This is a genomic window from Parafrankia sp. FMc2 (assembly GCF_041008525.1).
In the GTDB taxonomy this organism is placed as follows: Bacteria; Actinomycetota; Actinomycetes; order Frankiales; family Frankiaceae; genus Parafrankia.
Map to the genome: position 1 here is coordinate 1 of NZ_JBFLUG010000167.1, position 13,461 is coordinate 13,461.

The following is a 13,461-nucleotide window of genomic DNA, read 5'->3' on the forward strand; positions in this document are numbered from 1 at the left end:
GACCGGCCGCTTCTTCTGCGAACCCACGACACAGTCCTGACCGGCAGAGGGACGGGAAGACCTGCCAGCCCAACCCTCTCACCCAGACACGAAACATGCCAGGACTAAGCGGCGACAGTCTACTAGGAACATGAGGAACGTAGCTATCGATGCTTCGCGGCGCCGACCCGGCGGGCACCGGACAGGCGTCAACCGGGCCCGAACCGCCCGCCTCTCCGGACCACCGTCTCAGCTCCAGCCCGCGGCCCGTGCCGCCGCAGGCCGGTACTGCGCGGGTATCGACTGCTGCCCATCCGCGGGCCACGTTCCAGGTGCGAGTGATGGCGGCGGTACCGCCGCTGGTGGCACCGGCGCCAGGGCTGGCCATGATGGCGGCAGCGATGCCGGTGCCGACGGCATCGTCTCGCCCGCGGTCCGCACGGCACCGGTGACTGCGCGCCTCGCCCGCGCTGCCCCCGCGAGCCCCGGCCGCCCCGTCGGCACCCGACGTGAGCTCAGCCAGTCCTCGACTGCGTCCATGACCACCGTCATCGCCATGAGCGCGAGCGGAAACAGCAGAACGATGAAGATCACCTTGCGGTACCTCACAGTAGGGACGAAATCCTCGGATTGCGAAGGGATAGCCCAGATGTGCTAGCCCGTTCGGGTAGTCCCATTTCCGCAGCGGCAGGTTACGAGCTCTGACCAATCGAAGGGACAACCTGGCATAGGCGCAGGCGTCAAGCCACCGGCGACTACAGGGACGGTGCACCAGCACACCCGCCGACGCCCCCGAAGGCAAGGCCCCTATCCGGTTGTGGTGGTCAGGCTGGAAGGCGTACCCGGGAACGCGTAATGCGGACCAGCGACGGCTGGGGTGACGAACATCGCACTGACGGCCGCGGGCGGGAACAATCCGGAAACATTCCCGCTGCCCACGTTTCCGGAATCCTTGGGAGCGCCGCTACCCGGCGGATTCCGGCGTCCTGCCGGCGACCGCCTTACCCGCGACCGCCTTGCCTGCGACCGCCTTGCCTGCACCGGCTGGACGCACCGGCGGGGCCGACCCTGTCGGTCACTGCATCAGCCCGCCGGCCGGCCGGTCCCACGCGCCGGATCGGCGATCACTGCTGCCAGCTCGGCGAAGGCCGCACCGGTAGCACCGGGGGCACTGGGGGCGGAGCCGGGTTCGGCCGCGACGATCGTCGGCGTGACCCAGCGGGCCGACAGCACGCGGGACCGCAGTACCGGTTCCAGGTCCGCACGCAGCAGGCCGGCGATCTGACCCAGATACCCGCCGAGGACGACGGTGGGAACGTCGAACATGTTGACGACGCTGGCCAGCGCGATACCGAGGGCCCACGCCGCCACGCCGACGGCCTGACACGCCTCCCGATCGCCGGCCGCCACCCGCTCGGCCAGGAGTTCGGACGGGGCCGTGGGGCCCAGCCCGGCCGCGGCGAGGATCATGTGCCGCCCGGCGTAGCGCTCCAGGCAGCCGGTCGACCCGCACAGGCAGCTCGGGCCGTTGGGGTCGACACAGACGTGCCCGATCTCGCCGGCCCAGCCGTGGGAGCCGGTGATGACCGCTCCGTCCCGGACCACGGCGCCGCCGATGCCGATCCCGCCCGACAGGTAGACGAAGTCCGGCACCGGCCCCGGCCGTCCCGGCGCGTTCTCGGCGACCGTCCTCGCGGCCAGGTCGGCCTCGTTACCGATCGTCAACGGCAGGTCGGCGAGCGTCCCGGAGGCCAGCAGGTCGGCCGGCCGGATGTCCGACCAGCCGAGGGTCGGTGCCCGCAGCAGCAGCCCGTCCTCCACCGCGACGAGGCCGGGCAGGGCGAGCCGGGCTCCGATGAGGGCGGCACCGCCGGGCACCCGGGACAGGACGTCGCGGCCGGCAGCGTCGAGGCGACGCAGCACCTCCCCCGGTGGGCTCGCGACGAGATCTCCGCTTTCGACCCACTCGGCGAGAACCTGGCCGCGCAGGTTGATCACCCGGGCGGCCAGGAAACCGGCGTCGACCTGGAGCCCCAGAGCCGCGATCCGCGAACCCGGGGCCAGTGGTGTCGCGGGGCGACCCCGGCGGGGCGCGGGCCGGTCCAGCTCGCCCGGGCCCCGCTCACCCGGGCCCAGTTCGTCCACGATGCCGCCGTCGACGAGCTCGTCGACGAGGCGTGAGGCGGTGGCCCGGGTCATCGAGGTCGCCCCGGCGACGTCCGCCCGCGAAAGGTACGCCGACGCGGCGACGGTGCGCGCGACCAGGGCGAGGTTGCTCTCCCGCAGGGTCGCCTGCCGGGCCCCACTCGTCGGTTGCGGACCGGACAGCTCCAGGGGCACAGGTTGACGCTACCGCGGCCCCCAATTATGTTTTACCGAGATACTAAAGACGCGGATCGGAGCAGCGATGCCACGACAGCCCATCCCCGCGGACAGGTTCTCCTTCGGCCTGTGGACGGTCGGCTGGACCGGCACCGACCCGTTCGGCCTGCCGACCCGGACAGCCCTCGACCCGTGGGAGTACGCCGACCGGCTCGCCGAGATCGGCGCCTGGGGCATCACCCTGCACGACAACGACGTCTTCCCCTTCGACACCGACGACGCCGCCGCCCAGCGGGCGTGCCGCCGGCTGAAGGAAGCCACCGACGCGTCCGGCCTGGTCATCGAGATGGTGACCACGAACACCTTCACCCATCCCGTCTTCAAGGACGGCGGCCTGACCTCGAACGACCGCGGCGTGCGCCGGTTCGGCCTGCGCAAGGTGCTGCGCGCCGTCGACCTCGCGGCCCAGCTCGGCGCGACCACCTTCGTGATGTGGGGCGGCCGGGAGGGCAGCGAGTACGACGGGTCGAAGGACGTCCACGCCGCCCTGGAACGCTACCGGGAGGGCCTGGACACCGTCGCCGGCTACATCCGGAGCCAGGACTACGACCTGCGGATCGCCCTCGAACCCAAGCCGAACGAGCCGCGCGGCGACATCTTCCTCCCCACCGTCGGACACGCCCTGGCACTGATCGCCGAGCTCGAGCACGGCGACATCGTCGGGCTCAACCCGGAGACCGGGCACGAGCAGATGGCCAACCTCAACTACACCCACGCCCTCGGCCAGGCGCTGTGGAGCGGGAAGCTGTTCCACCTCGACCTCAACGGCCAGCGAGGCCTGAAGTACGACCAGGACCTGGCCTTCGGGCACGGCGACCTCGTCTCGGCGTTCTTCACCGTCGACCTGCTCGAGAACGGCTTTCCCGGCTACCCTGACGGCCCCCGGTACACCGGCCCTCGCCACTTCGACTACAAGCCGTCGCGGACGGAGGGCATGACCGGCGTCTGGGAGTCAGCCCGCGCCTGCATGTCCACCTACCTGCTGCTCGCCGAGAAGGCGGCGGCGTTCCGCGCCGACCCCGCCGTCCAGGAGGCAATGGCCCACTCCGGCGTGTTCGAGCTCGCCGAGCCCACCCTCTCCCCCGGCGAGACCGCGACCGACCTGCTCGCCACCGACGACGGCTTCGACCCGGCCAGGGCGGCCGAGCGGGACTTCGGTTTCGTCCGGCTCCAGCAACTGGCGATCGAGCACCTCCTCGGCTCGCCGGCCCCGACCCCGATCCCGGCCGCGACCGGGGCGGCGGCCGCGGCCCGCTCAGCTGGCTGAGTCGGCCCGACGGCATGGCGCTCGTCGCGGGAATCGACTCCTCCACCCAGTCGTGCAAGGTCGTCGTCCGGGACGCCGCCTCCGGCGCCCTCGCCCGCCAGGGGACGGCACCCCATCCCCCCGGGACGGAGATCGACCCCGAACACTGGTGGACGGCCCTGCTCACCGCGGTCGAGCAGGCAGGCGGCCTCGGTGACGTCGCGGCCGTCTCGGTCGCCGCCCAGCAACACGGGATGATCCTGCTCGACCGCGACGGACGGGTCATCCGGCCCGCGCTGCTGTGGAACGACACCCGATCCGCCCCGGCGGCGGACGACCTCGTCGCCGAGCTCGGCGCCGAGCGGTGGGCGGCCGCGGTCGGCCTGGTCCCGGTCGCCTCGTTCACCGTCACCAAGCTGCGCTGGCTCGCCGACCACGAACCCGACGCGGCAGCCCGGATCGCCGCGGTCGTGCTGCCCCACGACTGGCTGACCTGGCGTCTGTCCGGCGCCCGGTCGCTGGACACCCTGCGCACGGACCGCTCCGACGCCTCCGGCACCGGCTACTTCGACGCCGCCAGCGGCGCCATCGGCGCCTACCGGCGGGACCTGCTGGCCCTGGCGCTGCGTCGCGAACCCGGTGACGTCGGACGGATCGTCCTCCCGACCGTCGCCGGCCCCGAGGACACGGTGGGACGGGGCGACACCGCCAACGGCTGGGGCCACCTGCTCCTGGGGCCGGGGTGCGGCGACAACGCCGGGGCGGCCCTCGGGCTGGACCTGCGGCCGGGCGAGGCGTTCATGTCCCTGGGGACCTCGGGCGTCGTCGCCGCGGTCGCCACCGCCGCGACGCGGGACAGCACCGGCTCGGTGGCCGGCTTCGCCGACGCGACCGGCCGCCACCTGCCGCTCGCCTGCACCCTCAACGCCAGCCGCGTCCTCGACGCGACGGGAGCCCTGCTCGGCGTCGACCACGACGAGCTCAGCAGGCTCGCACTCAGCGCCCGACCGGGTGCCGCGGGCCTGGTGCTCGTGCCCTACCTCGAGGGCGAACGCACCCCGAACCTCCCCACCGCCACTGGCTCCCTGCACGGCCTCACGCCGGCGTCGATGACCCCGGCGAACCTCGCCCGCGCCGCGGTGGAGGGCGTGCTCTGCCTGCTGGCGGGCTGCCTCGAGGCCCTGCGCGCCCAAGGTGTACGCATCGACCGGGTGACGCTCGTCGGCGGCGGCGCCCGGTCACGTGCCGTCCAGGACATCGCATCCGCGATCCTCGGGGTGCCGGTGACCGTGGCCGCACCCGGTGAGTACGTCGCCGACGGCGCCGCCCGGCAGGCCGCCACCGTCCTGGCCCGCGCCAACGGCACCGCGCCGCCGTCCTGGCCCCGCGCCGCCGCCGTCACCCGCACGGCCGAGCCACTCCCCGCCGTCCTCGAGCGGTACCGGCAGGTGGCGGCGACCGTCGCCACCGTCATCGAGAGCAGACGTGGGTAGGGATCTTCTGGCACCGCTGGTCGCGCGAATGCGGGCGACGCCCTCGGTGGCGGGACGTTCGGCCAGACCTCCTGCCCGAACCGCGCGCTGCCGCGCTGCCATGGTCCGAACCGGAGGGTAATATGGAGCTTGAGCAACAGCCACCCGGGTCATGACCCGCGAGCCACGCCCATCCCGGGCGAGCCTGTGGCCCTTTTACGGAGCGACCCGATGGACTCCGACAACCCGCTCACCGCGATCCAGCCTGAACCGGCCGCGCTCGGCCGATACTACGGCTCCTGCAATGGCAAGGCCGCCCTCGCCCGCGAGACCAGCCCTGGCAGCTGGCAGGTCAAGGTCCGCGACCCGATCAACCGCCTGGCCGGCCACGACGGCTGGATGATGCTCGGCACCGGCTGGAGCACACTCGCCGAGGCCCGCGCGGCCACCGGGCTGTCCTAGTCTCCAACCATGTGCCCGCCCCTCCCATCACGGTCAGAGCGGCCGCCGGGCGGTCCTCAGGATCCGGGCCATCGTTGCCGGCTGGAGCAGGGTCTCCGGCCTGTCGACGAGATTCGCCAGGCGCATGAACGCCCGGGTGACCGCCGGGTCCACGCCGGCGGCCACGTGCGCGCGCCGCACGTAGGCGTTGACGAGGCGGGTCCACTGCGCGCCGAGTCAGCGCCCGTCCAGAGGCGTCGCCGAGCGCATCGCCGATCCCTCCCCGAGAGCCGCCGTGAGCCCGTTCAGATGGAGTCCCGTGCCCCCCGCAGGTGCGCGACGTCGTCCGCGCCATCCCCGGTCATCACCAGCAGGACGTACTGCTCGGTCCACGTCAGCTTCGTGCCTGCCTCCTGCTCCTGGCTGTCCCGCAGCCCAACGCTGACCAACGACACCCACCGCACCTGGTCGTTGACGACCGCCTCGTAGGTGAACACAACCAGCCGCCCGGGAACCAACTGGAGGGTGTGCGTACGGCGCTCGATCCGTTCGACCGAATCCCCGATCCGCATGGTGCTGCGCAGAAGCTCGGTACCGCCGAGGCTGACGTCATACCGGTTGCCCGGGTCGGCCTTTCCCGGCAGGCGCACCCACCGGGCACGCCGGTCCGACTCCGCGAAAGCGGCATAGACCGCCACCGGCGGCGAACTCAGCTCGTGGTCGAGGGCGAATGTGCCATGGAGGGGCTCGTCTGCGGTCACGGCCGCAAGCCTATTCCCGCAGCTGCGGGCTACCGCCGCCCCTGACACCCTCGCTATGCGGCCGTGGTGGTGACACGCCCGGACGCGTTCCTGGCGGCGGCATCATCGAGACCAAGCCGTGACGGTGCTGGTCGTGGTGCTGGTAGCGAGGGCGAGAGGGGACAGCAGCGTTGGATACCTTTTCAGGCGCAAAGGGCTCACCGTCGCCGAACACGCTCCGATCGCGATCCACGCCGGCATCCGACGCGCCGCCGCCCCGTCTGACGACCACGACCGGAACCGGGCTCCGCCACTGACCGCGCCACGGCAGAGCGGCTCTACGGCTCTACGGCTCTACGGCCGACGCTGGGACTCGGATGCCAGCCCCGGAGCACCGGCCGCCCGCAGGCGGCCAACGCCCTCGACGGTCCGACCATGTCCGGGCTCGGTCACGCCTTCGAGCAGGCCGAGAAGGACGACGACGTCCGTGCCGTCGTTCCGACCGCCGCCGGTGACCGCGTCTTCTGCGCCGGCCTGGACCTCAGGGCGTTCCTGGCGGGCAGTCTCTCCGACATCTCCGGCCTCGGGCTCGGCATCTTCACCAGGCGGACCTTCCCCAAGCCGATCATCGAGGCGATCAACGGCACGGCTGTCGGCGGTGGCCTCGAGCTGGCCCTGGCCTGCGATCTCCTCGTGGCTGCCGAGACCGCCAGGTTCGGCCTGCCGGAGGTCAGCCGTGGCCTGATCGCCGCGGAGGGAGGAACCAGGCTGCCCCAGCGGATCCCGCTCGCCCTGGCCCTCGAGCTCGGGCTGACCGGTGCCATGGTCAGCGCGGCCAGGCTGAGCGAGATGGGGCTGGTCAACCGGGTCGTGCCGGCGGCGGAGGTGCTTCCGACGGCGCTCGAGCTGGGCGGTCAGATCGCCGCGAACGGTCCGCTGGCCGTGCGGGTCACCAAGGATCTGATGGTCGGCGAGCTGGCCGCGGCGGACTGGGGCGGCATCGCGGCGGCCGTGGCGCCGGTGTTCGGCAGCGAGGACGCCCGTGAGGGAGCCCGCGCGTTCGCGGAGAGGCGCGCTCCACGCTGGATCGGCCGCTGACCGGGCGGAGGCCTGCCCCGGCGATCATGTCGACCATGGCGAGGAGCAGCGAGGCCCGGATGCGGGTGGTCCCGGGCACGAACGACTCCGGGCACACGGGCGCGGTGGCTGTCACGGGTGGGCCGCCGGGCTCCAGCGCGAGGGCCAGCAGCCGGGCGAAGTGGTGTGCCGTGGCCGTCATGCCGGTGTGTTCAGGCGCATCGCGTCACGCCGGGCGATCCGCCACTCACCGCCGAGCCGGACGAGCTCGTCGTGGTACCTCCCGACGATCGCCGGCACGAGGCCCCGACTCCCGAAGCGGAAGAAGACGTAGTCCGAGATCGACCGGGCCACGTCCCCGTCCGACCGAACGACCACGTTGCCCATCAGGTGCCTGCCACGCTGCTCCGGTCGCCCCTGCATGCTCTGGAAGTACTCGAGCAGCGCCTCCGGACCGCGGACGCTCCGGTCGCCGTGGGTGAGGACGCCGTCCGGGGTGAACAACGCCACCACCCCGGCGAAGTCGGCGTCGTCGCACCGGTGGCAGTAGCGGGCGAGGGTCGCCTGGACCGCGAGCTCGTCGAGGAGCGTGGAGCCGCCCACGTCAGGCCATCGTGTAGGGAGATGGGCCTCACCCGCCGCGACGTCGACGAGTGGACGGTCCACAGCCAGGAGCGCGCGCTGGCGTCCATCGACTCCGGGGCGTTCACCGACGAGATCGTCCCCCTCGACATCACCCGGCCCGAGGGCACGACCGTCCGGTTCGACACCGACGAGCACCCGCGCCGCGGCACAACCCTCGAGCGGCTCTCCGGGCTGCCGCTGCTGCACCCCGAGATCCCCCACGCGACCGTGACGGCGGCGAACTCCGCCGGTCTCAACGACGCCGCCGCGGCCGTGACCCTGACCAGCGACGGGTACGTCGCCGCCCACGGGCTCACCCCGCTGGCGCGGGTCCGGGCGTGGGCGACCGCCGGCGTCGAGCCCGCGCTGACCGGCCTGGCACCCACCCTCGCGATTCCCAGGGCACTCGACGGGGCCGGCCTCACCCTCGGCGACATCGACCTGTTCGAGGGCGTTGTCCCGCCACGCCGACGTGGCCGCCGCCCACAACGGCTGGGAGACCGCCCAGCGGTTCCTCGAGATGGGAGCCGCCGGCCACGAGACCGTGGCCAAGGGCATCCCCAACGGCCTGATGGCTCTGACCAGATTCCCCGACCAGCGCCGCGCTCTGCTCAACGACCGGTCATTACTCCCGAAGGCCGTCGAGGAAACCCTGCGCTACGACGCACCGTCACAGCTGCGGGGCCGCACGACGACCCGCGACGTCGAACTGCACGGCACGACCATCCCGGCTGGCGAACGGGTCATGCTCATCACCGGTTCCGCGCTGCGCGACGACCGCGTCTACGACGAGCCTGACCGCTTCGACCTGAACCGCACCCAGGACCCGTCCACCCTCTTCTTCCGCCTCGGCATCCACCGTTGTCTCGGTGCGCACCGCGCCCGGATGGAGATGCGGGTCGCCTTCGACGAGATCCTCAACCGTTTCCCCGACTTCGACGTGGACGAGTCCCGTGCGCAGCGCCACGTCGTCAGCAACGTACGGGGCGTAAGCGCACTGCCGTTCAGGCCCAACCACAGATCCGGTCGGCGGTGAGCCGCGCTGGTCGCGGGCGGCCCGATCGGGACTGTGACAGTGGATGGATGCCGGCGGCTGCGTCGAGGCGGGATCGCTCCCGTCGCGCATCCGCATCCCGGCCAGGAAATGGCCGTCCGCGTGGCTACACTCGGTCTCACGTTGGCACCAGACATCACGATCCAGTTCGTTGCTCTATTCTTTGAGCGACATTTCCGGCCGGTAGACCGCAAGTTTTTCCGACGGCTTTCGTTTGGCCTCGTACATGGCGAGGTCAGCGTGGTGTAACAGTATGTCCGCGGTCACCGGTTCGGCCGTGTCGGTGGCGACGGCCAGGCCAACGCTGGCCTCGATCCGGTACGGCTGTCCGGCAATGACGCGCGGCGCCTGGATCGCCTCGGCAATACGCCGGCCCAGCTCCTCCGGCTCCACCACTCTGTCGGTGAGGAGAACGGCGAACTCGTCACCGCCGAGCCGAGCGACCGTATCAGAGACCCGTACACATTCCGTCATGCGTGTCGCCGCAATTCTCAGCAGTTCATCGCCCGCCGCGTGCCCGAGGGTGTCGTTAACACATTTGAAGTGGTCGACGTCGCAGAAGAGCAGGGCGACGGGCAGGTGGTCCTGCCGGCGGCGGGCGAGCGCCCACTGGAGCCGGTCGGTGAACAGCAGTCGGTTCGCCAGCCCGGTCAAGGGGTCGTGGAATGCCTGGTAGTGCAGTTGGCGTTGGCTGTCCTGGAGCCGCAGCATCAGACGGGCGTTGGCCATCATCGTTATCATCTGCCGGACGAGTACCAGCAACAACAGGATGAGCAGCGTATAGATCTCCCCGAACCCGAACCGGCCATTCCCGGAGATCTTGAAGAAGAACACCATGGCGACCATCGCGAGCGGAATGTAGGGCAACACCGTGTGTAACCAGATCGCGCGCGGGCCCGTTCGGCGGGTGGGGTTGGTGCGGCTCCATGACGGCGCGAGGCAGGACAGCGCGATCAGCAGCGGGGCGGCCACGGTGCCCATGCGCAGCAGCGGGTCGGGCGTCAGAATGTTGTTCGCCCGTACCACGAGGTACACCCCGGTCGTGAAAGTCATTCCCAGCAGTCCCGCGGCGAGCAGGGCGGCGGCGGTCGGGGACCGTGGCTGACGAAACATCGCGATGAGGATGAGCAGGACGACGACGGTGGCACTGACGATGGCGTCGCCGGTCGCGAAGGCGATCAGGCCGGGCGGGTGGCCCCCGCTCCGAAACAGAACGCCGAGCCCGATCTCCCAGACGAGGACGCCGAGCGATGCGGCCACGAGCACGCTGTCCAGAATGCTGGTCACATGCCAGTGCCGGTCGTTGTGCAAGCCCTGTCCTGTCGCGTCCCGCGTGTGCGGGAGCGGTGTCGAGGGGAACACCAGCAGTGCCGCCAGAACCGCCGCGTAGGGCAGCAGGTAGGGCATGTGTATCCAGCTCACCGGAGGAACGGCTGCGAAGGCCTGATAGTGCTCCAAGGTGAAACGAATTCCGGCACCCATGCTCCCGGTGGCGCCAATACAGGCGATTCCCATGAGCACGCGCCAGCGACGTTCCGGCCCACGGAAGCGCCAGCCACACCACAGGCAGCACAGCCCGGCAAGCAGGAACCCGAGGGTACGGGCGACCATCAGGAGCAGGGCGGCCTCCCGGTCGGGGAGCAAGGCCACCGCGAGGAACAGGGCCGCCATATACCCGGCACAGGCCAGGGTGATCCACCTGAACAGCCGTCGACCGATCGGCCCTCTTGCCGCCTGCGCGGCTACCTGGTCGACCCGCTCGGCGGTGTCTGCCATCTCTTTTCTCGCATCGGTCCGATTGGAAGCGTCCGCGACCGCGAGGCGCCCGACATGCGTTCAACCTCCTCCCCTCGACCCATCGGCGCCCATGCTACGATTCTCTGGTTCTTTGCGCAAAGTCGATCTCGACCGTCGCGCGACGGGACCGAAGGGCATTTCGCGCGCTTCTGTCAGGAGTTCACTCGGTTTGCGAGCAGGCTACGCCCGCGGGTGGCGAGTAGTTCGACAGCCTCACCTGCGGCTACACCGACAGTTCCTGATCAGGGGTGGGTGGCCGGTCAGGCGTGAAGCGCCGGGCCATCCGGAGAAAGGTTTTTCCAATTTCGTCAACACCGAGATCAAAGAGGCTCGTTCTCTCGACGTAGCCGCTCGTTATCGATATCCGCCTCGCTGGGCGCGGGCCGACCGGCGGGCGTCCTCGCGAGACCTTCGAACGCTCGGCCTGCACTCCCCGCGCCGGGGCAGCGGCCTGGCTCGCCACCCGACCGGCGACGCTCCTCGGGCCCTGCCGCCGTCCGCCGCGCGCAGCAGCTGGCGGGCGATGACGAGCTGCTGGATCTGGCTGGTTCCCTCGTAGATCCGGAACAGCCGTACGTCCCGGTGGAACCGTTCCACCGGAACTCCGCGCGTGTAGCCCGCGCCGCCGTGGATCTGGACGGCGCGGTCCGCGAGGCGGCCGACCGCCTCCGACGCGAAGTACTTCGCGCAGGACGGCCCGATCCTGGTGTCGCTGCCGTCGTCGAACGCGGCGGCTGTCTGCTTCACCAGGGCCCGGGCCGCGTACAGATCGGTGGCCGAGTCGGCCAGCAGTCCCTGGATGAGCTGGTGCTCGCCGATCACCTGCCCGCCCTGCGACCGGGTGGCGGCGTAGGAGACCGACTCGTCGAGCAGCCGTTACGCGAGGCCGACGCACCGGGCGGCCCGCGCCCTCCTCGGTGAGCGCGAAGGACGCCGTCCACTCACCCGAAGCGATCCTGGGGAGATACGTCTCCTATACGTCTCCTTCTGTTCGTCGCTGGCGCCCTCCAGGAGGACATGGAGAAATAGTCAAGACTTGTGGGTGATGATCGTTAGGCGGCTTGGGTGACGGGTGTGGTGGTGGGTCGTTCGACGAGCTGGCCTGCTTCGAAGACGGCGCCGGCGCGGACGAGGGCGACGAGGTGGGGTGCGTTGACGGCCCGCCAGCGGGCCTGGGCGGCTTCGATGAGCTTGAACGCCATGGCCAGCCCGGCGGCCCGGGAACCGGGGCCCTTGGTGACCCGGGTGCGGTGACGGACGGTCGCGAAGGTGGACTCGATCGGGTTCGTGGTCCGCAGGTGCACCCAGTGCTCGGCGGGGTAGTCGTAGAACGCCAGCAGCACATCCAGATCGTCGACGATCTTCGCGGTGGCTTTGGGGAACTTCGCCCCGTAGGCCGCGGCGAACGTCTTCACCGCGGCGGCGGCGTGGGTCTTGTCCTCGGCGTTGTAGATCTCCGCCAGGTGCTTCTTCGCCCCGGGATGCGCGGACTTCGGGAGCGCGGCGAGGACGTTCGCGGTCTTGTGGACCCAGCAGCGCTGTTCCGCGGTGGCGGGGAAGACCTCGCGTAGCGCGGCCCAGAACCCCAGCGCACCGTCGCCGACCGCGAGGACCGGTGCGCCCATGCCGCGCCGGGCGCAGTCGCGCAGCAGGTCCGCCCACGACCCGGTCGATTCCCGGTAGCCGTCGGTGAGGGCGACGAGTTCCTTCCGGCCGTCGGCACGCACGCCGATGAGGACGAGCAGGCAGAGCTTCTCCTCGTCCAGGCGGATGTTGACGTGGTGAGGTCGGGCCGGGGCGCCCTGCCGGTGTTTCCACCGGTGGGTTTCCCCGGCCCGCCTCCCGAACCGGACGTGCGCCTCGTCGACGCATCCGGCTCTCCACAAGCCCCGAGGGGTCGGCAGTGGTGTTCTCATGTCGCGTTCGGCCATGGAGACGGGATCTTCGCCCCGCGGTAGCGGTAGCGGGTGGTCCGCACCGCACCAGGGTTGAAAAGGACCACGTCTGTGTCGGCGGGCCACCAGCCGTCGATGGTGAATCGACGGCGTAGTTCCTTCCAGGTGGCGCCGGGGTGCTTGTGGCGTAGCCAGCGGATGACCTGACGCCAGGTGAAGGCGCGCAAATATCCGAAGGCGATGCTGGACACCCCAGCCCGGAAGTAGGCGGTCCACCCCCGCAGTATCGAGTTCAGTCGATACAACAGGATGGCAAACGGCTGGTTGATGTTCTGTCGGCACAGCGTCTTTACTTTCGCGGTCACGGCTTTGAGGGCCTTGCGAGCCGGATAGGTATAGACGTAACGCCGGTTTGTTCCTCGCTTCCGGCGGCGCTGGATGTGCCACCCGAGGAAGTCGAGGCCCTCGTCGATGTGGGTTACCAGGGTCTTTTCCGGCGACAGGCGCAACCCCATCATGGACAAGGCCCCGGCGATCTGCTCCCGCAGGGCTTCCGCGTCGGCTTTGCTGCCCGACACGACCAGGCACCAGTCGTCGGCGTACCGGATCAGGCGATAGTTTGCCTGGCCGTGACGGCGACGGGTGAGCCGATCATTGCGGCTCACCCTGGGCCCGCCCGGAGCCTGGGCGATGTGTTCGTCCAGGACGGCAAGCGCCACGTTGCTGAGCAACGGGGAGAGGATCGACCCTTGCG

The 13,461-nt window shown here is 70.7% G+C and carries 12 protein-coding genes and 3 pseudogenes; 6 read left to right on the plus strand and 9 right to left on the minus strand.

Going from position 1 to position 13,461, the window contains the following annotated elements:
• Nucleotides 1-228: 228 nt before the first annotated feature.
• Nucleotides 229-588, minus strand: coding sequence for a hypothetical protein (locus tag AB1460_RS31700; RefSeq protein WP_368965756.1), 360 nt, complete (start codon nt 586-588; stop codon nt 229-231).
• A 474-nt stretch (nt 589-1,062) separates the two neighbouring features.
• Complete coding sequence (locus AB1460_RS31705) at nt 1,063-2,319, minus strand: ROK family protein (protein WP_368965757.1); 1,257 nt, start codon at nt 2,317-2,319, stop codon at nt 1,063-1,065.
• 67 nt (nt 2,320-2,386) lie between these two features.
• On the opposite strand from AB1460_RS31705, the gene xylA reads away from it, so the two are divergent.
• The 3 genes from xylA (at nt 2,387) to AB1460_RS31720 (ending at nt 5,541) form a co-directional block, all read left to right on the plus strand.
• Nucleotides 2,387-3,628: a xylose isomerase gene (gene xylA / locus AB1460_RS31710; protein WP_368965758.1), complete on the plus strand. Its 1,242-nt coding sequence runs from the start codon at nt 2,387-2,389 to the stop codon at nt 3,626-3,628.
• Nucleotides 3,629-3,642: 14 nt separating this feature from the next.
• On the plus strand, nt 3,643-5,100 hold the full coding sequence (xylB, locus tag AB1460_RS31715; RefSeq protein WP_368965759.1) for a xylulokinase: 1,458 nt from the start codon (nt 3,643-3,645) through the stop codon (nt 5,098-5,100).
• A gap of 210 nt (nt 5,101-5,310) precedes the next feature.
• Nucleotides 5,311-5,541: a hypothetical protein gene (locus AB1460_RS31720; RefSeq protein ID WP_368965760.1), complete on the plus strand. Its 231-nt coding sequence runs from the start codon at nt 5,311-5,313 to the stop codon at nt 5,539-5,541.
• Nucleotides 5,542-5,574: 33 nt separating this feature from the next.
• Here the strand turns inward: AB1460_RS31720 and AB1460_RS31725 are convergent, their stop codons facing one another.
• On the minus strand, nt 5,575-5,706 hold the full coding sequence (locus AB1460_RS31725) for a hypothetical protein (RefSeq protein ID WP_368965761.1): 132 nt from the start codon (nt 5,704-5,706) through the stop codon (nt 5,575-5,577).
• A gap of 119 nt (nt 5,707-5,825) precedes the next feature.
• Nucleotides 5,826-6,281 carry a hypothetical protein gene (locus tag AB1460_RS31730; protein ID WP_368965762.1) on the minus strand — a complete coding sequence of 152 codons (456 nt, stop codon included), beginning with the start codon at nt 6,279-6,281 and terminating at the stop codon, nt 5,826-5,828.
• A gap of 345 nt (nt 6,282-6,626) precedes the next feature.
• Here AB1460_RS31730 and AB1460_RS31735 point away from each other — a divergent pair, with 345 nt between their 5' ends.
• Nucleotides 6,627-7,358: an enoyl-CoA hydratase-related protein gene (locus AB1460_RS31735; protein ID WP_368965766.1), complete on the plus strand. Its 732-nt coding sequence runs from the start codon at nt 6,627-6,629 to the stop codon at nt 7,356-7,358.
• A gap of 177 nt (nt 7,359-7,535) precedes the next feature.
• Here the strand turns inward: AB1460_RS31735 and AB1460_RS31740 are convergent, their stop codons facing one another.
• Complete coding sequence (locus AB1460_RS31740) at nt 7,536-8,003, minus strand: nuclear transport factor 2 family protein (protein WP_368965767.1); 468 nt, start codon at nt 8,001-8,003, stop codon at nt 7,536-7,538.
• On the opposite strand from AB1460_RS31740, the pseudogene AB1460_RS31745 reads away from it, so the two are divergent.
• Both AB1460_RS31745 and AB1460_RS31750 read left to right on the plus strand, forming a co-directional pair.
• Nucleotides 7,950-8,411, plus strand: a pseudogene (locus AB1460_RS31745) (acetyl-CoA C-acyltransferase); the annotation flags it as partial. The gene AB1460_RS31740 and the pseudogene AB1460_RS31745 overlap by 54 nt on opposite strands.
• A gap of 4 nt (nt 8,412-8,415) precedes the next feature.
• Nucleotides 8,416-8,997, plus strand: coding sequence for a cytochrome P450 (locus tag AB1460_RS31750; RefSeq protein WP_368965763.1), 582 nt, complete (start codon nt 8,416-8,418; stop codon nt 8,995-8,997).
• 174 nt (nt 8,998-9,171) lie between these two features.
• Here the strand turns inward: AB1460_RS31750 and AB1460_RS31755 are convergent, their stop codons facing one another.
• The 4 genes and pseudogenes from AB1460_RS31755 to AB1460_RS31770 form a co-directional block, all read right to left on the minus strand.
• A complete protein-coding gene (locus AB1460_RS31755) occupies nt 9,172-10,791 on the minus strand; it encodes a diguanylate cyclase domain-containing protein (RefSeq protein WP_368965764.1) in 1,620 nt (539 codons plus the stop codon).
• A gap of 519 nt (nt 10,792-11,310) precedes the next feature.
• A pseudogene (locus AB1460_RS31760) lies at nt 11,311-11,715 on the minus strand (acyl-CoA dehydrogenase family protein); the annotation flags it as partial.
• A 149-nt stretch (nt 11,716-11,864) separates the two neighbouring features.
• Nucleotides 11,865-12,581 (minus strand): annotated as a pseudogene (locus AB1460_RS31765) (IS256 family transposase); the annotation flags it as partial.
• 143 nt (nt 12,582-12,724) lie between these two features.
• On the minus strand, nt 12,725-13,461 hold a 737-nt coding region (locus AB1460_RS31770; RefSeq protein ID WP_368965765.1), incomplete at its 5' end, for a group II intron maturase-specific domain-containing protein.